This is a genomic window from Hafnia alvei (assembly GCF_900095695.1).
Taxonomy (GTDB): Bacteria; Pseudomonadota; Gammaproteobacteria; order Enterobacterales; family Enterobacteriaceae; genus Hafnia; species Hafnia alvei_B.
This window is the reverse complement of the sequence record NZ_FMIQ01000031.1, coordinates 47,745-70,862: the sequence shown is the minus strand read 5'-3', so window position 1 is coordinate 70,862 and position 23,118 is coordinate 47,745. Positions and strand designations below refer to the sequence as shown.

The following is a 23,118-nucleotide window of genomic DNA, read 5'->3' as shown; positions in this document are numbered from 1 at the left end:
TGTTTCTTTTACGTGATTTTTTATTTTCATTGCACGCCATTTTCAATAACAGAGTAATAAAGCAACGTGACAAATCGTCAGTAAGCAAAGCAGAAACGTTACGCAAACAGGTGAGAAGTTAATGGCGAGAGAAGAGATAACGTAGAGTTTAGGTAGCATAAAATATCGCCACTTTGCTCTCTGTGATAAAGGCATTGCCGCAGCCATTTAGCCACGATACAGAATGCCGTATATCTGAGTATAAAAAAGGGCCACCGAAGTGGCCCAACATGTCGAAACTTTTCTGTTTCTTTCAATAAAACAGCGTTCAAACGCAACGTTTGAACAAGACTTAACGCAATACTGTTTTCACGGCGTTGCCAATTTCGGCCAAGCTGCGAACAGTTTTCACCCCTGCCGCTTCCAACGCTGCAAATTTTTCGTCCGCAGTGCCTTTGCCACCGGCAATAATGGCGCCCGCGTGACCCATACGCTTGCCTTTAGGCGCAGTAACGCCCGCGATGTAGCCCACAACAGGCTTAGTCACATGCTCTTTAATGTATGCAGCAGCATCTTCTTCAGCGTTACCGCCGATTTCACCAATCATCACAATAACTTCAGTCTGCGGATCTTCCTGAAACAGTTTCAAGATATCAATGAAGTTAGAGCCAGGGATTGGATCACCACCGATACCGACACAGCTAGACTGGCCAAAACCGATATCCGTCGTCTGCTTAACCGCTTCATAGGTCAAGGTACCAGAGCGAGATACGATGCCAACTTTACCCGGCAGATGGATGTGACCCGGCATAATACCGATCTTACATTCACCCGGAGTGATAACGCCTGGGCAGTTTGGACCGATCATGCGTGCTTCGCTCTGCTCCAGTTTCGCTTTCACCACCAGCATATCCAGAGTCGGAATGCCTTCAGTGATACAGATGATCAGCTTAATGCCTGCATCAATCGCTTCCAGAATGGAGTCTTTGCAGAAAGGCGCTGGTACATAAATGACTGACGCCGTTGCACCTGTCGTTTCAACCGCCTCGCGCACGGTATTAAATACCGGCAGACCCAGATGTTCGGTGCCACCTTTACCCGGCGTAACACCGCCAACTAATTTGGTACCGTAGGCTAAAGCCTGTTCGGAATGGAAGGTGCCCTGACTGCCGGTAAAACCTTGGCAGATCACTTTGGTATCTTTATTAATTAAAATGGACATTATTTCCCCTCCACGGCAGCAACAACCTGCTGCGCAGCATCCGTTAAGCTTTTCGCTGCAATAATATTCAGACCGCTGTCAGCCAGTTTTTTCGCACCCAGCTCAGCGTTGTTACCTTCTAAGCGAACCACAACCGGCACATTAACGCCCACTTCAGCCACAGCACCGATAATCCCATCGGCGATCAGGTCACAGCGCACAATGCCGCCGAAGATATTGACCAGCACCGCTTTCACTTTCTCGTCGGAGAGAATAATTTTGAACGCTTCGGTCACGCGTTCTTTAGTAGCACCGCCGCCAACGTCTAAGAAGTTAGCCGGTTCGCCGCCGTGCAATTTAACGATATCCATGGTACCCATCGCCAAACCTGCACCGTTCACCATGCAACCGATGTTGCCGTCTAATGCAACGTAGTTCAGTTCCCACTGGGCAGCCTGAGATTCACGCGCATCTTCCTGAGAAGGATCGCGCATTTCACGCAGTTCAGCCTGGCGGAACAGCGCGTTGCCGTCTGCGCTCAGTTTGCCGTCTAAACAGATCAGATCGCCCTGCTTGGTGATAACCAGCGGGTTAATCTCAACCAAAGCCAGATCGCGCTCAAGGAACAGCGTTGCCAAGCCCATAAAGATTTTGGTGAATTGACCGACTTGTTTGCCCGTCAAACCCAGTTTAAATGCCAGCTCGCGGCCTTGATAAGGCTGTGGGCCAGTCAGTGGGTCCAGTGCGGTTTTATGGATCAAGTGTGGCGTTTCATCAGCCACTTTCTCAATTTCCACGCCACCTTCGGTGGATGCCATGAACACCACGCGACGTGTGCCACGATCGACAACTGCGCCCAGATACAGCTCTTTATCAATGTCCGTTGCGCCTTCCACCAGAATCTGGTGAACCGGCTGACCCAGCGCATCTGTCTGGTAAGTCACTAAACGCTTACCTAACCAGTTCTCAGCAAAAGCACGGATCTCTTCTTTAGATCTAACCAGCTTAACGCCGCCCGCTTTACCGCGACCACCAGCGTGAACCTGACATTTCACCACCCACGGGCCGGAACCGATTTTGGATGCTGCTTCTTCTGCTTCGCGAGGTGTGGTGCAGGCATAACCGACCGGTGCCGGTAGACCATACCGAGCAAACAGTTGTTTGGCCTGATATTCGTGTAAGTTCATGATGTTCTATCCATTTTGTCGCCGAGTCTGCTAGGCTATTGCGCTCATCACGCCTATCAGACTGGCTCTTATTTTAGGTAAGTGGCCTACCTAAGCAGGCCATTGCATAGCAACGCAGAATATTTTATCGCTTATACGTCCAGCAGCAGACGAGCCGGATCTTCCAGCATCTCTTTCACCGTAACCAAGAAGCCTACGGATTCGCGTCCATCGATCAGGCGATGATCGTAAGACAGAGCCAGATACATCATTGGCAGGATCACAACCTGACCATTCACCGCCATCGGACGATCTTTGATAGCGTGCATGCCCAGAATCGCGCTCTGCGGTGGGTTGATGATCGGGGTAGACATCAATGAACCGAATACGCCGCCGTTGGTAATGGTGAAGTTACCGCCGGTCAGTTCTTCAACTTTCAGTTTGCCATCACGACCTTTCACCGCGAGTTCTTTAATATTTTTCTCAATGTCAGCCATACCCAACGTATCAACGTTGCGCAGCACTGGCGTTACCAAGCCGCGCGGCGTGGATACAGCAATGCTGACGTCGAAATAGTTGTGATAAACCACATCTTCGCCATCAATAGAGGCGTTCACTTCTGGGTAGCGCTTCAGCGCTTCCAGCACGGCTTTGATGTAGAAAGACATAAAGCCCAGACGCACACCGTGGCGTTTCTCAAACGCTTCGCCGTACTGCTTACGCATGTCCATGATTGGCTTCATGTTGACTTCGTTAAAGGTCGTCAACATCGCGGTGCTGTTTTTTGCTTCCAGCAAACGCTCAGCCACACGCTTACGCAGGCGAGTCATCGGAACACGTTTTTCAGTACGAGCGCCTAACGGAGCTGCGGCCGGTGCTTCTGGCTCAGCCGCTTTGGCTGCTTTTGGTGCTGAAGCTAAATGTTTATCAACGTCTTCACGGGTCAAACGGCCACCCACGCCGGTGCCTTTGATGTCAGCGGCATTCAAAGAATGCTCGGCTAACAGGCGACGAATGGCTGGGCCTTGTGCATCGCTGCTACCCTCTTCCAGATCCGCCGTATGACGTGAGGCCGGTGTTGATGCAGACGATTGCGCTTTGTCAGTGGTTGGTTTGCCGGATACATCAGCCGGACGCAAACGACCCAACAGCTGGCGAGAAAGTACGGTTGCACCCTCTTCTTCCAAAATGGCATCCATAATGCCGGCTTCCGGCGCTGGCACTTCCAGAACAACTTTGTCGGTTTCGATTTCAACGATCACTTCATCGCGGGCAACGGTATCGCCCGGTTTTTTGTGCCACGTTGCAACCGTAGCGTCGGCAACGGATTCAGGTAGGTCAGGGACCAGAATTTCTACGCTACTCATGCTATATCCTTTTTTATAACCAATTTTTTTTGCAGAACTGGGCGCTTATGCGCCCAGACTCTTATTCCACGTTCAGCGCGTCGTTAACCAGATCTTGCTGCTGTTTCTGGTGAACCGACATATAACCCACAGCCGGCGAAGCCGATGCCGCACGCCCCGCATAACGCAACGATGCTCCAAAAGGAATCACTTCACGGAAGTTATGCTGGCTACAGTACCAAGCACCTTGGTTCAGTGGTTCTTCCTGACACCAGACAAAATCGTGTACGTGGGCATAAGGGGCAAATGCATCCTGAATCGCCTGGTGAGGGAATGGATACAGCTGTTCGATACGCACAATCGCCACGTCTTTCTGTTCGTTTTTGCGACGTTGTTCCAACAGGTCGTAGTAAACCTTACCGGAACACATCACCACACGCTTAACGTCTTTTGGATCGATGTCATCAATCTCACCAATCACCGGCTGGAAGCTGCCGTTTGCCAGCTCTTCCAAAGAAGATACCGCTAACGGATGGCGCAGCAAGGACTTAGGCGACATAACAATCAGAGGGCGACGCATTCCACGCAGCGCCTGACGACGTAGCATGTGATAAACCTGAGCCGGCGTAGACGGAATACAAACCTGCATATTCTGGTCAGCGCACAGTTGCAGATAACGTTCTAAACGTGCAGAAGAGTGCTCAGGGCCTTGGCCTTCATAGCCATGCGGCAACAGCATCACTAAACCACACAGACGACCCCATTTTTGCTCGCCGGAACTGATGAACTGGTCAATAACCACCTGTGCACCGTTGGCGAAGTCACCAAACTGCGCTTCCCAGATGGTCAGCGTGCGAGGCTCTGCGGTGGCATAACCATATTCGAAGGCTAAAACAGCGGCCTCAGACAGCACCGAGTCCCAAACTTTGAAATCGCCTTGGCCGTTATGTACGTTTTCTAGCGGAATATAAACGGAGCCATCTTTCTGGTTATGAATCACTGAATGGCGGTGGAAGAACGTCCCTCGCCCACAGTCTTCACCAGAAATACGCACTGGAACACCTTCATCCACTAAGGTGGCGTAGGCCAAGTTTTCAGCCGCGCCCCAATCGAACAGTTTGTTGCCTTCAGCCATCTCGGCACGGTCGCCATAAATTTTGGCCACACGCGACTGCATTTCAACCGATTCTGGTGCGCGGCTGATACGGCGAGCCAAATCCTGGAGGCGTTTTAGCTCAACGGTACTTGGATAAACTTCATCCCACTCATGGTTCAGGTATGGAGACCATGTGAAGGTATGCATGTTCATTGGACGCCATTCGTCCACCACGCATTCGCCGCGATCCAACGCGTCACGATACAGGTTAACCATTTCCGTGGCATCTTCGAGAGAGGCAACGCTCTGCTCGGTCAGCTTATCAGCGTAAATTTTACGCGGGGTCGGATGTTTTTTGATTTTCTGATACATAACCGGCTGGGTTGCACTTGGCTCATCAGCTTCGTTATGACCATGGCGGCGGTAGCACACCAGATCGATCATCACATCACGTTTAAAGGTGTTACGGAAATCGAGGGCCAAACGCGTTACAAAAGCAACGGCTTCAGGATCATCCGCGTTCACGTGGAAGATGGGTGCCTGAACCATTTTTGCGATGTCAGTACAGTACTGAGTTGAACGCGCATCTTTCGGATTAGAGGTGGTAAACCCGATTTGGTTGTTGATAACGATGCGAACGGTACCGCCCACTTCGTAACCACGCGCCTGAGACATGTTCAGCGTCTCCTGCACAATGCCTTGGCCTGCGATTGCCGCATCACCGTGAATGGTGATTGGCAGAACCATATTGCTACGCGCTTCATCCAGACGATCGCGACGAGCACGCACCGACCCCATTACCACCGGGCTCACAATTTCCAGATGCGATGGGTTAAACGCCAACGCAAGATGCACCAGACCGCCTTCGGTTTCAACGTCAGACGAGAAGCCCATATGGTACTTAACGTCACCGGCACCGAGGTGTTCTTTATGTTTACCGGCAAATTCGTCGAACAGATCCTGCGGTTTTTTACCCAGCACGTTAATCAGCACGTTCAGGCGGCCACGGTGCGCCATCCCGAGAACGGCTTCACGCGTGCCGTTCTTACCGGCATGACGGATCAGCTCTTTGAGCATAGGCACCAACGCGTCGCCGCCTTCCAGTGAGAAGCGTTTCGCGCCGGGGAATTTTGCTCCCAGATAACGCTCCAGACCTTCCGCTGCGGTTAACTCACGCAGGAAACGCTGTTTTTCTTCTTGAGTAAAGGAAGGCTGACCGACAACAGATTCCAAACGTTGCTGAATCCAACGTTTTTCTTCCGTGTTGGTGATGTGCATATATTCTGCACCGATGGAGCCACAATAAGTCTGCTTAAGCGCCTGATACAGATCGGACAGCTTCATCGTCTCTTTGCCGATGGCAAAAGAACCGACGTTGAACGTCTGATCAAAATCTTCTTCGGTCAGGTTGTGGTAGGACGGTTCCAGATCGGGCACCGCATCCTGCTTCCACAAACCTAATGGATCCAGATTGGCTTGCTGATGACCGCGGAAACGGAAGGCGTTGATCATCTGCAACACCTTGACCTGCTTAGCATCCGTATCAGGGTCGTTTAGAGAGAGATTAAACCGGGACGGGTCTTTCGCCAGACGGCGGAAGTAGTCTCGTGTTTGAGAGTGGAATTGTTCCGATTTCAGGCCGATCGTCGGCAACTGTTGGAAAATTTCCTTCCAGCTCAGATCCACCGAGTCAGGATCGGTGAGATAGTCTTCATAGAGCTGCTCTATGTAGGACTGGTTTGCGCCCGCCAGATAGGAGGAATCCAGCCAGGCCTTCATTGCGCCGTTCTGCATCATGATCCCTTAAGCTGTTTTCAGCTTTAGTTTTCGCCGTGATAAACATCATGCTTTTAACAAATGCTCGCATCCAACCGAGTGTTATTAAAAACATTTATCGTAATTACATACATCGCAATTACTTTACCGTAACTATCTTATAGTAATTGCACCTATCGTCAGATGACTCTATGTGCTTTTTGTGACGAAGATACATCACCTGTTGCAAAAATGTGTCTTACGTCTTAGTACTACCTATTGCAACCCCTCTCGCCATCCTCTTTCGAGGTGGGAGAGGTTCGCATAAATCCAACGCTAAGCGCTGGAATTTCAAATAAATATCCCCTAAATAATTCGAGTTGCATGTAGGCGGCAAGTTTGTGAAGCCCTAGGAACATAGATAACTATGTGACTAGGGTGAGCAAACGTAGCCAACACCGATGCAGCTTGAAGTATGACGGGGTAAGCCTTAAGCACTGCGGTGAAGCAACATAGACTTAATATGACCAATTGCACGGGTCGGGTTCAAGCCTTTTGGACACACATTGACGCAGTTCATAATGCTATGGCAGCGGAATACGCTGAAAGCGTCGTCTAAATCGTCTAAACGGCTATCCGTTTCGGTGTCACGGCTATCAATTAAGAAACGATACGATGCCAGCAGACCCGCTGGGCCGATAAACTTATCCGGGTTCCACCAGAACGATGGGCATGAGGTTGAACAGCATGCACAAAGAATACATTCGTACAAACCATCTAACTTCTCACGCTGTTCCGGCATCTGCAAATGCTCGCGTGCCGGAGGATTTTTACCGTCGTTAAGCAGATAAGGCTTAATTTTTTCGTATTGGGTGTAAAACTGGCCCATGTCGACGACCAAGTCGCGCACGACAGGCAAGCCTGGCAGCGGACGGATAACAATTTTTTTGCCTGAACGCTGTAGGGTTGAAACCGGCGTGATACAGGCCAGTCCGTTCTTACCGTTCATGTTCACACCGTCAGAACCGCAAACCCCTTCACGGCAAGAGCGGCGGAAAGCCAGCGTTGGATCTTGCTCTTTAAGCAAGATCAGCGCATCGAGCAGCATCATGTCGCGGCCTTCTTCGGCCTCTAGGGTGTAATCTTGCATCCGTGGCGCGTTATCGACGTCCGGGTTATAGCGATATACAGAAAACTCTACTTTCATGACCGTTTCTCCGCAAAAAATGGGTAACTAACCGAGTGATTGATGGAACAATCAATAAGTACGGATCTTCGGCGGGAACGCCGGACGTAGCTTAGGTTCCATGTTCACGCTGCGGCGTGTCATGCTCTCGGTTTGCGGCAGATACAGGCTATGGCACAGCCAGTTAGCGTCATCACGATCCGGGAAGTCGAAGCGGCTATGTGCGCCACGGCTTTCGGTACGGAAGTTCGCTGAAACTGCGGTCGCAAAAGCAGTTTCCATCAGGTTATCCAATTCCAAGCACTCAACGCGTTGGGTGTTGAAATCGCTAGAAGTATCGTCCAGACGTGCGCTTTTCAGACGCTCACGGATCACTTTCAGCTCTTCCAAGCCTTTCGCCATCGCATCACCTTCGCGGAATACCGAGAAGTTGTGCTGCATGCAAGACTGGAGGTCTTTACGGATTTGAACCGGATCTTCACCGCTGCGGGTGTTGTTCCAACGATTCATACGATCCAGAGATGCTTCGATATCAGATTCGCTAGCGTCACGGCTTGGACCTTGTTCGGTCAGGCACTCTTGCAAATGCAGGCCAGCAGAACGCCCAAATACCACGAGGTCAAGCAATGAGTTACCGCCTAGGCGGTTAGCCCCATGAACCGATACGCAGGCAATTTCGCCAACCGCGAACAGCCCAGGGATCACCACGTCTTCGCCCTTCTCATTCACGGTTAACGCTTGGCCCGTAACTTTGGTTGGGATCCCGCCCATCATATAGTGGCAGGTTGGGATAACCGGGATCGGCTCTTTCACCGGATCCACGTGCGCAAAGGTACGCGACAGTTCCAAGATCCCCGGCAGGCGTGCTTCAAGCACGTCTTTGCCCAGATGATCCAGTTTCAGTTTGGCATGCGGCCCCCAAGGACCATCGCAGCCACGGCCTTCACGAATTTCAATCATGATGGAGCGTGCAACCACGTCACGGCCTGCAAGGTCTTTCGCGTTTGGCGCATAACGCTCCATGAAACGCTCACCGTGTTTATTCAGCAAATAACCGCCTTCACCACGGCAACCTTCGGTAACCAGAACCCCCGCACCGGCGATACCGGTTGGGTGGAACTGCCACATCTCCATATCCTGTACCGGAACCCCAGCACGCAGCGCCATACCCACGCCGTCGCCGGTATTGATATGCGCGTTAGTCGTTGACTGGTAAATACGTCCTGCACCGCCGGTCGCCAAAATGGTGGCTTTCGCTTTGAAGTAAACCACTTCGCCGGTTTCGATACAGATAGCCGTTGTTCCAACCACGGCACCGTCTTGGTTTTTCACCAGATCCAGCGCGTACCACTCGGAGAAAATCGTGGTGTGGTTTTTCAGGTTCTGCTGATAAAGCGTGTGCAACAGCGCATGACCGGTACGGTCAGCCGCCGCTGCGGTACGTGCCGCTTGCTCGCCGCCAAAGTTTTTGGACTGGCCACCAAACGGACGCTGATAAATTTTGCCATCGTCTAAACGCGAGAATGGCAGTCCCATGTGTTCTAATTCTAGAATCGCCTCTGGGCCGGTTTTACACATATATTCAATGGCGTCTTGGTCACCGATATAGTCGGAACCTTTCACCGTGTCATACATATGCCATTCCCAGTTATCTTCATGGGTGTTACCCAGTGCAACCGTGATACCGCCCTGAGCGGATACGGTATGTGAACGCGTTGGGAATACTTTAGATAACAGGGCGCAAGACAGTCCCATCTGGGAGATTTGCAGCGCGGCACGCATACCTGCGCCACCCGCACCGATAACAACAGCATCAAATTCTCTTACTTCAAGACCACTAACTGACTGACTCATGTTAGGCACCCCACACAACTAATGTTCCGTAAACCAAGTAAACCACCAGCGCGACAACGATAACGAGCTGAAGAATCAGCCGTAATGCCAGCGGTTTAATGTAATCCGTTAACACTTGCCACATACCAATCCAGGCGTGAGCCAAAATTGATACCAACGTGAGCACGGTAAAGACTTTAGTGATGTTAGAGGCGAAGAATCCGCGCCAGATTTCATAGGTCAGGGAATCTGCGGTGAAGATAAAACCGAGAATGTAGAGAACATATAAGGTAATAACGATGGCCGCCGCACGCAGCAGTAACCAATCATGTATCCCATTACGGCCTAAGGCTGATGCACTGGTTTTTGAGTTTGGGGTTACCATACGAGGACTCCAGCTAAAATAGAAAGTACGACGGTGATCGCAAATGAAACATAAGCTGTGCGACTACCTGCGGCGAAACTCTCTTCGATGTAGCCAAAATCCATCAACATGTGACGAATACCACCACAGATGTGGTACGCCAATGCGGTGAGGATGCCCCACACAATGAATTTAACGATAAAGCTATCCATAACCGCTGCGGCCTGAACAAACCCTTCTGGAGAAGAAAGAGAAAGTCCCAGCAACCAAAGCAGAATACCGAGTGATACAAAGGTAATCACACCTGAAGCGCGGTGTAATATGGAGGCTATCGCAGTGACGGGAAATCGGATCGTTTGCAGATCCAGATTGACGGGTCTTTGTTTTTTTGAAAGCTTTTCGACATTTTTTATCATAGCGCCCACACAGCTCTTTTATTATTTTTCCTTCCTCCGGGCCTGGGCGGGGTCAAGCAGCGCTTTACCTGTCTGATTAAAGTTGCTTCGGCGTTCACCTATCGCAACCCAATAAGTTGGGTAATCCATCACGTCACGCGCCTACAGCTTCCACTGTGCTAAAACGGCGCGCTTCATATTCACGCTGGGTGCTCCTACTTCAGGGCAGTTTCTTAGAGGGTACAACCCTAAAAAACAATAAGTCCCGGAGACCTGGCGGCAGTATAGAAGTATCACAATTTGATTACAATTCGAATACAACCTGATTAAAGACATTTGACCGGAACAGTGACATAAGTCACGAAAGTAACAAATACGCCAAAATTAATTACATGATTTGACAAGGAATCAACATTTCCGTTACAACAGAGTGGCGAATAGACCTACGTTGTACTATTGATGAGCAAACCCTTTCCCCCAGTGCAAAGTTATGCAACAGTGGAATATGTGAATACCCATAGGTTTAACGTAGACAATAATTAATTATGTTATAAAGAATACCAACGAATCATTAACATTCTAAACATCGACGAGCGAGTAGTCGTCGAACGGCAAACTGGCCGTTAGCAGGATAAATTGCACTCTGTACCCTATAATTTAAGACCCCCACGACATTCGACGGTGGTCAACAGAGCGCGAAGAATCGCTAACAGGGAGGCTGGTACCCACTAACGGTGTGTCGGTCGTTAATGGTTCTTAAATCTAGAGGCGCTAAGGAGACTGTAATGGCTAACAAGAAAGCGACGCTGACGCTCGATTCCGAAACAATTGAACTTGATGTACTTTCGGGCACGTTGGGCGCAGAAGAGATTGATATTCGTAGCCTCGGTTCAAAGGGCTACTTCACGTTTGACCCAGGATTCACCTCCACGGCCTCTTGCGAATCAAAAATCACCTATATCGACGGTGACGAAGGCATCCTGCTGCATCGCGGTTTCCCAATCGATGAGCTGGCGAAAAACTCCAACTATTTGGAAGTTAGCTACATCCTGCTTTACGGCGAAGCCCCAACGGCAAAAGAGTACGAAACCTTTAAAACCACGGTCACTCGCCACACCATGATCCACGAACAGATTACCCGTCTGTTCCACGGTTTCCGTCGCGACTCTCACCCAATGGCGGTGATGTGCGGTGTTACCGCCTCTCTGGCGGCGTTCTATCATGACTCGTTAGACGTTAACAACGAACGCCATCGTGAGATTGCGGCATATCGTCTGTTGTCTAAAATGCCAACGCTGGCGGCGATGTGCTACAAATATTCACTCGGCCAACCGTTTGTTTATCCGAAGAATGATCTGTCTTACGCTGGCAACTTCTTGAACATGATGTTCTCTACGCCGTGTGAAGAATATGTGGTCAACCCAATCCTTGAGCGCGCCATGGATCGTATTTTAATCCTACACGCTGACCACGAACAAAACGCATCGACCTCAACCGTTCGTACCGCAGGCTCTTCCGGTGCTAATCCCTTTGCCTGTATCGCTGCAGGTATTGCCTCGCTGTGGGGACCTGCGCACGGCGGTGCAAACGAAGCCGCACTGAAAATGCTGGAAGAAATCAGCTCTGTTGATCACATTCCAGAGTTTGTTCGTCGTGCCAAAGACAAAAACGACTCTTTCCGCCTGATGGGCTTCGGTCACCGTGTTTATAAAAACTATGACCCACGCGCTACCGTGATGCGTGAAACCTGTCACGAAGTGTTGAGAGAATTGAACCTGCAAGATGACCTGCTGGAAGTGGCGATGGAGCTGGAACACATCGCGCTGAACGACCCGTACTTCATCGAGAAAAAACTGTATCCAAACGTCGACTTCTACTCTGGCATCATTTTGAAAGCTATGGGTATTCCGTCTTCAATGTTTACCGTTATCTTCGCTATGGCACGTACCGTTGGCTGGATTGCCCATTGGAACGAAATGCACGACGACGGCATTAAAATTGCGCGTCCTCGTCAGCTGTACACCGGCTACGACAAACGTCCGTTTGAGTCTCAGTTGAAGAAATAATTTATCTAAAACGCCCTCCCAGACTCCCCCTTGTCAGGGGGAGAAGCATGCCGAGAACCTATTCCAATCTGCTCCGTCCCCTACCTAGGGGAGAGCTGGAAGGGCGTATTATTCCTAACCATCACCGCTGGCAATTCGGGCACCAATAAAACGGTCTAGACGAAATCATCGTTTTCTCAATCATCTCGCCGCAGCGCAAACAAGGCTCACCGGCACGATGAAAGACTTTAAATTGAAACAGAGCGCCATGATGCACATCGTCATCCATCGTTCCACGGGTGTTATACGAAAGCCGAGGAATATCCAACAGCGCATGGGATAGGTGCTCAAGCTGATCTTCACGCAGCGACTGGGCGTTATGCGTTGGCGCCAGCTCAGCATCCCACAAAATCTCAACCCGCAGATAGTTACCTAACCCCGCTAAAAAGCGCTGATCCAGCAATAATCCGCCAAACTGACGGCGACGAAACGCAGGCTGCATCAAGCGCTCTTTGACCTGCGTCGCATTCAGCCGCAAATCTAAAACATCCGGCCCAACCCGTTGCAAAAACGGATGCTGTGCGATCTCCTCACGCGGTGCGATGGTGATATCCGACGCGCTATATAACAAAATGGCTTTATCTTCGGTTTCAAGACGAACGCGCAGATCGCGTTTGGTATCCGGCGTTTCGCCCGCATCAACGATTTTCCACACCCCGTAGAGCTGATTATGGCTATACATGGTTAAGCCATTGGAAAAGTGCGTCAGTAACGCTTTACCTCGCGTTTCAATGTCTTCAATTTTTTCGCCTACCAGCTGTGACTGATAATGCTTTAACTGAGGAAACGCAAACCATACTTCGGTCAGCGTTTTGCCCACTACGGCATCGGTGAGCTTATCCGCAGCGCGACGAATCTCTGGGCCTTCTGGCATCTGAACTCTCTTAATCTGGCTAAAACCTAAGGCCAGAATAGCGCGATCGGCATAGCGTGCCAAACGTCACTCGGCGCTGACCTTAATCCCTTGCTGTGAAAAATGGGCGCGTAACAAACGTGCGAAATCCAACGCATGCGCATTGTCGCCGTGCAAACATACGGTATCAGCCTGAACAGGCACAATATCGCCCTGAGGGGTAACCACCTGATGATGTTGTACCATCATCAGGGTGTGTCGCAGTGCCTGTTGGTCATCAGTGATTAACGCATTAGGTTCACTACGCGCAACTAAAGAACCATCAGCCTGATAGTTGCGATCGGCAAAAACTTCCTGCCATGTGGTTAAACCTAATGCCCGCCCCTCACTTATCAGTGCGCTTCCCGCCAGACCAACCAAACGCAGGGCGGGGTTAAAATCCAGCACGGCACGCGCAATGGCATGCGCCAGCGCGGGGTCAACCGCAGCTTGGTTGTAGAGCATGCCATGGGGTTTCACGTGCCGCAGGGTTGCACCCAGCGCCAAACAATGCCGATTGAGCGCATGAAGCTGTTCAGTAACCAACTGATAAACCTCATCCGGTGGCAGGTTTTGACGGCTGCGGCCAAAATTCTCTCGGTCAGCAAAGCTAGGGTGTGCGCCGATAGCGACGCCCAACTCCTTGGCCCAAATAACCGACTGTCGCATGGTTGCATCATCACCGGCGTGATATCCGCAGGCGATATTGGCTGAGCTGACCAGCTTTAGCAGCGCATAGTCGTTCGCCCCGCCTTCGCCTAAATCCGCATTGAGATCAATCACCCTGAATCCCTCGCTCCAGCTGGCGCAGATAAATTCTCTGTTCTTTATACGCCTGCTGGGCTTGTGCCAGCGTGCAACGAATAAAGTGAATCGGCTCACCGAGGCGGATCTGTGCCAAATGATAGAGATCGGCTTCGATCACACAGGCAATACGCGGATATCCGCCGGTGGTTTGCGCATCAGCCATCAGCACAATCGGCTGACCGCCGTGAGGCACCTGAATAACGCCGGGCAATAGACCATGTGCAAACATCTCGCGTGAACTCTCGCGTTTCAACGAATGTCCGGTTAAGCGATAGCCCATACGATTACTTTGCGGGCTGAGATGCCACGGTGTACGCCAGAAAAAGTCCTGTTCCTGCGGGCTAAATTCCTGAAACTCTGGCCCCGGCAACACACGGATATAGTTGTTGAAAAGTAGTTGCTTAATACCTTGGGATTTTTTCGGCACAAAGCGCACATCGGCTAAAGGTAAGCTATCGCCATCCTTTAATTTACGCCCTTCCAATCCGCCAAAGCCGCCGGTGAGATCGGTGCTTCGCGATCCCAATACTTCGGGCACATCAATCCCTCCGCTGACGGCAAGATAGCTACGCATGCCGCGCTTAGGGCGGTGTAACATCAAACGTTGTCCCGCACGAACCGGATAATTCCAGCCGGTCCAGATACGCTGCTTATCCAGATAGGCATCGCACCCCGCGCCGGTTAATGCCATCCAGCCATCGCGGGTAAACTCCACCGTACATTCACCGAGGGTGATCTCAAGCCCTGCGTCAGTGCCTTTATTTCCTACCAAGATATTCGCGGCGTACAGCGCGGGCGCGTCCAAAGCACCGCCTAAACCCACGCCCTGACCACGAAAGCCATGACGCCCCTGATCCTGTACCGTCGTTTGCAAACCCGCACGAATAATTTTCAACATACTCCCTCCTTCTGCGGTACAAAGCGCACGCTATCACCGGGACGTAGCAAGGTTGATGACGAAGCCTGAGGATCAAATAACGCCAGCGGCGTATTGCCAATAATCTGCCAACCACCGGGAGATGCTAGCGGATAAACACCGGTATGGCTGCCGCCGATACCCACCGAGCCCTGCGGCACTTTCACTCTGGGAACCGCGCGTCGTGGCGTATGCAACGCCTCAGGCAAACCGCCCAAATAACCGAAGCCCGGCTGAAAACCGAGGAAATAGACCACATATTCGGCGCTGCTGTGCAGCTCGACGGTCTGACGTGCGGTCAGATTATGCAATCGAGCCACTTCTTCTAGATCGGGTCCTTCTGCTCCGCCATAGATCACGGGGATATCAATGTGGCTCACTTCTGGCTGGGCAGACTCGCTCTCTTCCCACCACTGCTGTAGTTTTTCCAGCGCTTCAACCGGATCGGCCTTCGGTACCGATAGCAGCAGAGTAATGTTGTTCATACCGGGAATCACTTCCGCTACGTTCGGATACTCGCGCAGGCGCGTGGTTAACGACCAAATACGCTTTTGACTCTCTAAAGACAAAGGGGGCTCAAGTTCTAACACCGCCGCGCGTTCACCTAACAGATAACATCGTGCTTTTTGCAAGACCGCCTCCCTATGGATTTCACCCACAAATAATCAATCACTACGTTAACTTATGCGCAAAGACAACACCGCCGTCAATGAATCCACCAGTGAGATTCCGATCACAGAATGGCAATTTGAGTTAGCACCCATCCGCGAGTACCTCTTCCTCGTCGCTTTCACAATGCGCTGAATCTGAAATATAAATTGCCCAAGCGCGCTATCAATTCGATTTTCATATCAATCAAAGCATTTTTAATATTGGATTGCCAATCGAAGCCATACACACAATGCGGACATACCTTCCCTTTTCTGGAGTCGACTATGTCTTTCTCACATTGTGATAACTTCCCTTTTCATGCCGCAGATATCATCCGCGCGGCTAAGCCCGGATTCAAACCACGCATTGCGCTCATTCTCGGCTCCGGTTTAGGTGTATTTGCCGACCAGCTTGATAACAAAGTCGCTATTTCCTATCAGGATCTGCCCGGTTTTCCCGTCAGTACCGTCGTCGGCCATGCCGGAGAGTTAGTGTTAGGTTCGATCAACGGCGTAGACGTTGTCTGTATGAAAGGGCGCGGACATTTCTATGAAGGCAAAGGCATGGGGATCATGACCCCAGCGGTACGCACCTTCAAACTTTTGGGCTGTGAGTTCCTATTTTGTACCAACGCGGCTGGCTCTCTGAATACCGGTATTCCCGCTGGGAGCTTGGTGGCACTTAACGATCACATTAACACCATGCCTTCAACGCCGCTGGTTGGCCCTAATGATGAACGTTTTGGCCCGCGTTTCTTCAGCCTCGCCAACGCCTATGACGCCGACCTGCGTAGCCGCCTGCATCAAACCGCCGAATCTTTGTCGCTAAAACTGCACGAAGGGATATTCGTTTCCTATCCGGGGCCTAACTTCGAAACCGCCGCTGAAATCCGCATGATGCAAATGATCGGCGGCGACGTGGTGGGGATGTCTGTGGTGCCTGAAGTGATTGCGGCTCGCCACTGCGGCCTGAAAGTGCTGGCGGTTTCAGCCATCACCAACATGGCTGAAGGCCTGAGCGACGTCGAGCTTTCTCACGAACAAACGCTGAAATGCGCTGCCATGGTAACCGACGACTTTGTCCGCCTGATCGGTACATTTGTTGCGGGCTATGCGCAGTAATTTAGGCCAATAGCGGGCAGCATAAGCGTAATGCGAACGTTTAATTGATCGAGATGCACGGGGGCTACCGCAGGGTGGGGCGCTCTGGCAGCTAAAGCTGCTACGACCCCATCCCTACGATTCCCCCTAAAATCGAACTTCAGCGGAAGTATTACAGCATAAGCCCGCCTTATTCATTCTCCGGCTTGGAGTTTCGCTATGACAGAGTCATCTTTCTCTCGCGTGAATATGAACGCGATTTCCTACCTCAGTTACTATTTTGTGGGCGCACTGGTTTCTACCTTGGGTATCGTTCTCGGCCCGCTGTGCGACGCATTTCACAAAGACTACAGCTTCATCGGTCAGGTATTTACGCTGATGAATCTGGGGATGTTCCTACCGATCATGCTCGGCGGACTCTTGATGAAAAAATGGGGTCTGCAAAAGCCATTGGTGATCGCCTCCGCCGTCACCGTGATCGTCAGCATCGTACTGTTTCTTAGCCCCACGCTCACCGTCTTCAGCGTCGCCGTGACCTTGATTGGCGCCTGCGGGGGCGTATTTATGACCATCGGCAGTTATTTGGTGGTTCGCATCAATCCTGAAGAGAAAAAACGCTCTTCCAGCCTAATTTTTACCGACTTTTTCTTCAGTTTAGCGGGGGCAACGCTCTCGGTCGTGCTCGCTTGGATGTTTAAACTCGGTGCAAACTGGTTAGCCATGTACGCGATTATGGGCGCAATCGGTGCTTTAATGTTGTCCATCACCTTGCGTAGCCGCTTTCCAACCACCGAAGCACCGGCTGAAACCTCAACGCACGCCGTCCAAACCACGGCAGAACCATGGGGAGCCGCTATTTATCTGCTCTGCTTTGCGCTGTTCGCTTTCTTATTGGCTGAACCTATTTTCACCATGTGGACACCAACCTATCTGCAAGATCGCTTCCACATCACGCCGGAAAACGCTGCGCTGTTCACGGCATGCTACTGGTGGGCGAAAGCCACGGGTCTGTTCGTTAACCAATTCACTGTCAAATTAATGAAGCTACGCACCTTCCTGTTAGCTTGCGCGCTGATCGGAATGGCCTCCATTCTAGTGATCACCACCAGCACAAATACCCAGCTCATCATGGTCGCCTGCGGCGTATTTGGCTTCTTCAACTCCGGATTATTCTCTGGATTGATGAGCTATGGTTCACTTCAGGTGCGCCACAGCCCGCCAACCCTTATCTCTGCCCTACTCACCTGTGGCACCGTGGGTACATTGCTGTTTGCAACCGTGTCATCGCTGATGAACTCCTACTACGGGCTGCATTGGGCATTGGGAACCGCGGCAATTTCGTATGGCTTATTGCTGATTGCGTTATTGGCCGCCATCGCACTCAGCCGTGCTGAAAAAATCTCTCATGCCAAAGCAACCCAAGCCTCGGCCTAGCGATATTTTTCTGATTATTTGACTCCCTCCAAGGCGGTCTGCATCATGCAGTACTGCCTTTTTTCATTCAGGTGCCTCATGCCAACCACGCCTATCGCTCAACTCACCACTCACGTACACAGCAACGGCCGTATCAGTCTACGCATGCTGCGTTATTTTCAGGTGTTGGCTGATGAACTGCACTTTGGCCGCGCTGCGGCACTGCTGAATATTTCCCAGCCGCCGCTCAGCACGCAGATTAAAGAGCTAGAAGATATACTTGAGGTTAAGCTGCTCGAACGTAACAGCCGAAAAGTGGCGTTAACCCACGCCGGAGGCGTGCTCAAAACCGAGGTCGATCGCATTTTGAATGCGACCGAAACCTCATTGAATTATGTGCGTCAGATCGGACGCAATGAAAACCAACACTTGAATATCGGCATCATCGGCACCGCGCTGTGGGGGGCGCTGTTACCCGCGCTAAAATCATTTCGCGCTGATTACCCCCACGCTACGTGGACGTTGCATGAGCTGCCGCAGCAGCGCCAAATTGAACAGATCATGCAGCACACCATCGATATTGGCATCAACCGAAATGTGGCCGTAGAGTCCACGCCCAATATCTGCTACCAGCATATTGCTCGCGAATCTGTCATGGTTGCATTGCTCGATCACGATCCTTTATGCCAGTTCTCAAGCCTCGACCTTATGCAGCTTGCCGAACGCCCATTTATCTCGCTCTCGTTCAGCCACAGCGATTTTGCCCAGCAGCTCTATGATTACTGCGTGCAGACCGGTTTTTATCCACTCATAGCCCAACAGGCCATGGAGCCACAAACGGTGTTGGCGCTGGTCAGCGCAGGCTTGGGCATCGCGTTATTACCGGAAACCTGCTCGCTTATTCACTGGCCAGGCGTGACGTTTGTTCCCCTAAAACAGCCGATCCCCGCCGATCTCTATGCGCTCTACCATCGCGAACTCCAATCACCGATTGCGCACGCATTTCTGCAGGCGCTGGGGCACATTGCAGCCTAACGGCGAGAAAATAGACTCCATGCTCTATTTAGGTTATAAGAAACACTCTAATTGCGATCTTTTTAACATAAATCATTTTCGACATTGGTCAAAAGTTGTATGATCGCGCGCTTTGCAGATCCGCCCTGCGGAATCTCTGCTAGATGCCCTACCAACTTGAGACGACGCCAAGACCGTGGGTATCAATCATCACAATAGCAGCGCTGCATTTTTTTATTTTCTGTTAAAGGCGACCTTAGCATGCAATTACCAAACTGCCCGAAGTGCAACTCTGAATACACCTATCAGGACAACGATATGTACATCTGTCCTGAATGCGCCTACGAATGGAATGACAGCGCACCGGCAGAAGAAAGCGATGAACTGGTGGTGAAAGACGCCAACGGCAATCTGCTGGTTGACGGCGATTCCGTCACCGTGATCAAAGATCTGAAGGTGAAAGGCAGCTCGTCTATGCTGAAGATCGGCACTAAAGTGAAGGGAATTCGTCTGGTTGAAGGCGACCACAACATCGATTGTAAAATCGACGGTTTCGGCCAAATGAAGCTGAAATCTGAGTTTGTGAAAAAGAGCTAATATTTTTACCTCCGTTGTTATCAGACAAATACCGATAGCAACGGAGTGTTTCTCATTACTGCATAACGCTTTTACGCTGGATTAGGGATATCAATAAACTTCACGTCTAATCCATGTTCCGCCGCTAACCACTCGCCTAACGCACGAATGCCACCACGTTCTGTCGCATGATGACCCGCCGCAAAGAAATGCAGCCCCATCTCACGGGCGATATGAATAGTTTTCTCTGAAACCTCACCGCTAATAAACGCGTCAACGCCAAACTCAGCGGCCTGTTCAATATAGCTCTGGCCACCGCCGGTACACCACGCAACTCGACGGATCTCCTGTGGCGCATTGTCTCCGCTGTGTAACACGGCATGCTGTAGCTTACGCTCTAAGCGACCAATCACCTCACCCGCGCTCATCGGTTGCTCAAACTCACCGTAAGGCAGTAAAGGGTCGATCATCCCTAATGGCTTGATTTTCATCACGCGTGCCAGCTGCGCATTGTTGCCCAGCACCGGATGGGCATCCAGCGGCAGATGATAGCCATACAGGTTAATGTCATTAATCAGCAGCGTTTTCAAACGACGTCGACGCATACCGCGCACGGTAGGCGCATCGTTTTTCCAGAAATAACCGTGGTGCACCAAAATAGCATCGGCCTGCTCCGCCACGGCGGCGTCGAGCAGGGCCTGACAGGCAGTCACACCGGTAATAACTTTCTTAATTTCCTGTCGCCCTTCAACCTGCAAACCATTGGGTGCATAGTCACGGAAATCGTTAACGCTAAGTTGCTGATCGAGCAGTTTTTCCAGTTCAATATTATTCATAGTGTCTAGTCACAAAAATTTGGATTAATCATTAGAAAACGGCTTTGTCGCCCTGTTGCATAAACATAAACTTCACGCCCAATGAATTCCCTGCGCTCAGCTGTTGCTGAATCAGCGCTTGCGGATCCTTCCCCGCCACCAGCGTGGGTTTAATATGGCTAATCACAATCGGTAAATCTTTCAACGAACCTGCGCCGCCGCTGTATTTCTCAAGCTGAGCCAGCTCTGAAAGCAGCAATTTCGGCGTCAGATGTCCAAGCAGTTTGTTGTCAGGCTGCGCGTCATCATAGGAGGTTTCAATAATCATCCCTTTGAGCGCTTTTTGCTGAATAAGCGGTCCTAAAACACGCCAAATTGCATCCAGATTTTTAGAGCGTTCTACGGCATCAGCGCCGGTATCGCCAAAATAGGCAAAAGACTCTCCGCGCGCGCTAATCAACAGCATCGACGACGCCGTTCCATTGTGGCTCAGCGGATAAATCACCCCGCGCATCGGCGTGACGCCTAATGTAAAAGTCTGTCCGACGCGCGGCGAATTAATTCGATAAGTGCCTAATCGTTCACCGTTGCCTGAATCGCTGAAATTCGGCCAACTTTTCCAGTTGAAATAGTGGTTATGCAGCGTATTCGCACTGTCGGCGAGGGTATAGATAGTCTTCTTTTTGTCATCTGGCGAACCCAGAATCAGACCGGCAACGTGATCCAGATGAGGGTGACTAATGAAATAGGCATTAATCTGCTCACGAAAAATGTATCCCTGCGGCGTGAGCGGTGCGGCTTTTTCTGGCGTGACGTCTGGGAAACTTCCTTTTTCAATGCCTTTCGCAATGCCGGGTAAAGTGCTCCCCGCATCAAGCGCAATATAGCGGGCATCCCCCTCGGTGCGAATAAGGTAGGAAGTCAGGTTATCTCCCGATAATCCTCCCTGAGTGCCTAACGCCACAACGTCAAAACTGGCCCAGGTAAATGCGGAATAGCCCGCCAGCACCACAGCTATGAGTGTCTTTCGCATTTGTTACGTGCTCCTTGCAGTAAAAGCGGCTGGAAATATCAGCCCGCGCCTCGCTTAGCCTCTTCAAAAGCTTGAAGGGTTTGCTTACGTGCAACGGCATGATCCACCAGAGGTTCAGGGTAGTCTAACACGCGACCTTGTTTAATCGCCCATTGATGCGGGTGATGAATATCACTGTCTGGTACATCCGCAAGCTCCGGCAGCCAACGACGAATAAAATCGCCCTTTTTGTCAAAACGCTCGCCCTGTGTGGTCGGGTTAAAAATACGAAAATAGGGCGCCGCATCGGTTCCCGAAGATGCCGCCCACTGCCAACCACCGTTATTTGCCGCCAAATCTCCGTCCAGCAGTTGAGACATAAAATAGCACTCTCCCGCTCGCCAGTTTATCAACAGATCTTTAACTAAAAAGCTGGCGACAATCATGCGCAGTCGATTATGCATCCACCCGGTTTGGTTTAATTGCCGCATCGCGGCATCCACAATCGGAAAACCGGTTTTCCCTGCTTTCCACGCGGCTAAATGATCGGCGTCACCGCTCCAGCGCACATTGTCAGTCCACGCAATAAACGGCTTATGCCGACACAGCTTGGGATAAGCCACCAGCAGGTGGCGATAAAACTCGCGCCAAACCAGCTCATTCAACCAAACAAAGGCGCCGCTTTGATCGTCTTCCAACGCCTGCGGACACTCCGCTAAAAGCCGGTTAAAACACTGACGCGGCGACAGCACGCCGATGGCCAGATAAGGCGACAGGCAACTCGTGCCATTAATGGCGGGGATATCACGCTGCTGTTGATAATCCTGCACGCGTTCGCGGCAGAAACTTCGCAAACGCTGTAACGCAGCGTCCTCTCCCGCTGGGAATAGTGACGGGTCGGGTTGCTCGAAGGGATAATCAAAAGACACTATCGGCAACCGTTCAGCGTTGCCCGCTCTCGGTTTTGGTGCTGGCAAACAGCGTGTATCTGAATGAGTTAACCGCTGTAGGAAAGACTTACGGAACGGGGTAAACACCTTATACATTTCGCCGCTACCGGTCACCACGCTGCCGGGTGGCAGAAGCAAACTGTCATCAAAGGCGTGCAGCGTGCACTTTCCCTGCAGTAACTCACCGGCTCGATCGTCGCGGTGTCGCTCGTTCAGTTCATATTGGCGGTTATAAAATAGGTCGGTGACGCCGTTTTTCTGGCAAAAATCACTGAGCCACTCAATGCTCTGGGCAAAGTCTGCGCATTGATGAGAGAAAAGCGTGATGTTTTTTTCTGCTAGTGAAGCATCTAAACAATGTAAATTTTGCTGGATAAATGCCGCCTGACGCGGTGCCATATCATGCTGCCGCCACTGCTCAGGCGTCGCGATATAAATCGCGATCACCTTAGCGTGAATATCCTGACAGGCGGCATGCAGCGCGCGGTTATCCGTTATCCGTAGATCATTACGAAACCAAACTAAATGTGTGGCAGTCATTACGCT

General features: G+C 51.1%; 20 protein-coding genes. 5 read left to right on the top strand and 15 right to left on the bottom strand.

The features are described 5' to 3' along the window. Positions 1-331 precede the first annotated feature (331 nt). From sucD to sdhC, 8 genes are all read right to left on the bottom strand, one after another. Positions 332-1,201 carry a succinate--CoA ligase subunit alpha gene (sucD, locus tag BN1044_RS09255; protein ID WP_040045727.1) on the bottom strand — a complete coding sequence of 290 codons (870 nt, stop codon included), beginning with the start codon at positions 1,199-1,201 and terminating at the stop codon, positions 332-334. Beyond that, on the bottom strand, positions 1,201-2,367 hold the full coding sequence (sucC, locus tag BN1044_RS09250; protein ID WP_072308430.1) for an ADP-forming succinate--CoA ligase subunit beta: 1,167 nt from the start codon (positions 2,365-2,367) through the stop codon (positions 1,201-1,203). The genes sucD and sucC overlap by 1 nt, the downstream gene beginning before the upstream one ends. 131 nt (positions 2,368-2,498) lie before the next feature. Next, positions 2,499-3,713, bottom strand: coding sequence for a 2-oxoglutarate dehydrogenase complex dihydrolipoyllysine-residue succinyltransferase (odhB, locus tag BN1044_RS09245; RefSeq protein ID WP_072308429.1), 1,215 nt, complete (start codon positions 3,711-3,713; stop codon positions 2,499-2,501). 61 nt (positions 3,714-3,774) lie between these two features. Beyond that, positions 3,775-6,582 (bottom strand): 2-oxoglutarate dehydrogenase E1 component, encoded by a 2,808-nt coding sequence (gene sucA, locus BN1044_RS09240; RefSeq protein WP_072308428.1) that lies wholly within the window; start codon positions 6,580-6,582, stop codon positions 3,775-3,777. 451 nt (positions 6,583-7,033) lie between these two features. Then, positions 7,034-7,750 carry a succinate dehydrogenase iron-sulfur subunit gene (locus tag BN1044_RS09235; RefSeq protein WP_025800708.1) on the bottom strand — a complete coding sequence of 239 codons (717 nt, stop codon included), beginning with the start codon at positions 7,748-7,750 and terminating at the stop codon, positions 7,034-7,036. A 51-nt stretch (positions 7,751-7,801) separates the two neighbouring features. Beyond that, the gene (gene sdhA / locus BN1044_RS09230) at positions 7,802-9,583 is read right to left on the bottom strand and encodes a succinate dehydrogenase flavoprotein subunit (protein ID WP_025800707.1); all 1,782 of its coding nucleotides are present in this window, start codon (positions 9,581-9,583) and stop codon (positions 7,802-7,804) included. Position 9,584: 1 nt separating this feature from the next. Next, positions 9,585-9,947 carry a succinate dehydrogenase membrane anchor subunit gene (sdhD, locus tag BN1044_RS09225; protein WP_025800706.1) on the bottom strand — a complete coding sequence of 121 codons (363 nt, stop codon included), beginning with the start codon at positions 9,945-9,947 and terminating at the stop codon, positions 9,585-9,587. Beyond that, a complete protein-coding gene (gene sdhC / locus BN1044_RS09220) occupies positions 9,941-10,342 on the bottom strand; it encodes a succinate dehydrogenase cytochrome b556 subunit (protein ID WP_072308427.1) in 402 nt (133 codons plus the stop codon). The genes sdhD and sdhC overlap by 7 nt, the downstream gene beginning before the upstream one ends. 764 nt (positions 10,343-11,106) lie before the next feature. On the opposite strand from sdhC, the gene BN1044_RS09215 reads away from it, so the two are divergent. Further along, positions 11,107-12,387, top strand: coding sequence for a citrate synthase (locus BN1044_RS09215; protein WP_072308426.1), 1,281 nt, complete (start codon positions 11,107-11,109; stop codon positions 12,385-12,387). A gap of 121 nt (positions 12,388-12,508) precedes the next feature. On the opposite strand, the gene nei is transcribed toward BN1044_RS09215, so the two are convergent. The 4 genes from nei to pxpB form a co-directional block, all read right to left on the bottom strand. Further along, complete coding sequence (gene nei, locus BN1044_RS09210) at positions 12,509-13,300, bottom strand: endonuclease VIII (RefSeq protein ID WP_072308425.1); 792 nt, start codon at positions 13,298-13,300, stop codon at positions 12,509-12,511. Positions 13,301-13,366: 66 nt separating this feature from the next. Further along, positions 13,367-14,101, bottom strand: coding sequence for a 5-oxoprolinase subunit PxpA (gene pxpA, locus BN1044_RS09205; RefSeq protein WP_072308424.1), 735 nt, complete (start codon positions 14,099-14,101; stop codon positions 13,367-13,369). Then, positions 14,094-15,023 carry a 5-oxoprolinase subunit PxpC gene (pxpC, locus tag BN1044_RS09200; RefSeq protein ID WP_072308423.1) on the bottom strand — a complete coding sequence of 310 codons (930 nt, stop codon included), beginning with the start codon at positions 15,021-15,023 and terminating at the stop codon, positions 14,094-14,096. Before pxpC ends, pxpA begins: the two co-directional genes overlap by 8 nt. After that, positions 15,017-15,673, bottom strand: coding sequence for a 5-oxoprolinase subunit PxpB (gene pxpB, locus BN1044_RS09195; protein ID WP_072308422.1), 657 nt, complete (start codon positions 15,671-15,673; stop codon positions 15,017-15,019). Before pxpB ends, pxpC begins: the two co-directional genes overlap by 7 nt. Before the next feature lie 303 nt (positions 15,674-15,976). Between pxpB and xapA the strand changes: the two genes are divergently transcribed. The 4 genes from xapA to BN1044_RS09175 all read left to right on the top strand — a co-directional run bounded on the left by xapA (position 15,977) and on the right by BN1044_RS09175 (position 19,816). Further along, the gene (xapA, locus tag BN1044_RS09190; protein WP_072308421.1) at positions 15,977-16,813 is read left to right on the top strand and encodes a xanthosine phosphorylase; all 837 of its coding nucleotides are present in this window, start codon (positions 15,977-15,979) and stop codon (positions 16,811-16,813) included. A gap of 198 nt (positions 16,814-17,011) precedes the next feature. Further along, positions 17,012-18,226, top strand: coding sequence for an MFS transporter TsgA (gene tsgA / locus BN1044_RS09185; protein ID WP_072308420.1), 1,215 nt, complete (start codon positions 17,012-17,014; stop codon positions 18,224-18,226). 78 nt (positions 18,227-18,304) lie between these two features. Then, positions 18,305-19,240 (top strand): LysR family transcriptional regulator, encoded by a 936-nt coding sequence (locus tag BN1044_RS09180; RefSeq protein WP_072308419.1) that lies wholly within the window; start codon positions 18,305-18,307, stop codon positions 19,238-19,240. Between the two features lie 240 nt (positions 19,241-19,480). Beyond that, complete coding sequence (locus BN1044_RS09175) at positions 19,481-19,816, top strand: zinc ribbon domain-containing protein YjdM (protein ID WP_025800696.1); 336 nt, start codon at positions 19,481-19,483, stop codon at positions 19,814-19,816. Positions 19,817-19,887: 71 nt separating this feature from the next. On the opposite strand, the gene BN1044_RS09170 is transcribed toward BN1044_RS09175, so the two are convergent. The 3 genes from BN1044_RS09170 to phrB are packed head-to-tail and all read right to left on the bottom strand — an operon-like array spanning position 19,888 to position 23,112. Continuing rightward, a complete protein-coding gene (locus BN1044_RS09170; RefSeq protein ID WP_072308418.1) occupies positions 19,888-20,631 on the bottom strand; it encodes a type 2 GTP cyclohydrolase I in 744 nt (247 codons plus the stop codon). Between the two features lie 31 nt (positions 20,632-20,662). Continuing rightward, positions 20,663-21,643: an MBL fold metallo-hydrolase gene (locus tag BN1044_RS09165; RefSeq protein WP_072308417.1), complete on the bottom strand. Its 981-nt coding sequence runs from the start codon at positions 21,641-21,643 to the stop codon at positions 20,663-20,665. A gap of 38 nt (positions 21,644-21,681) precedes the next feature. Further along, positions 21,682-23,112, bottom strand: coding sequence for a deoxyribodipyrimidine photo-lyase (phrB, locus tag BN1044_RS09160; RefSeq protein ID WP_072308416.1), 1,431 nt, complete (start codon positions 23,110-23,112; stop codon positions 21,682-21,684). Positions 23,113-23,118 lie beyond the last annotated feature (6 nt).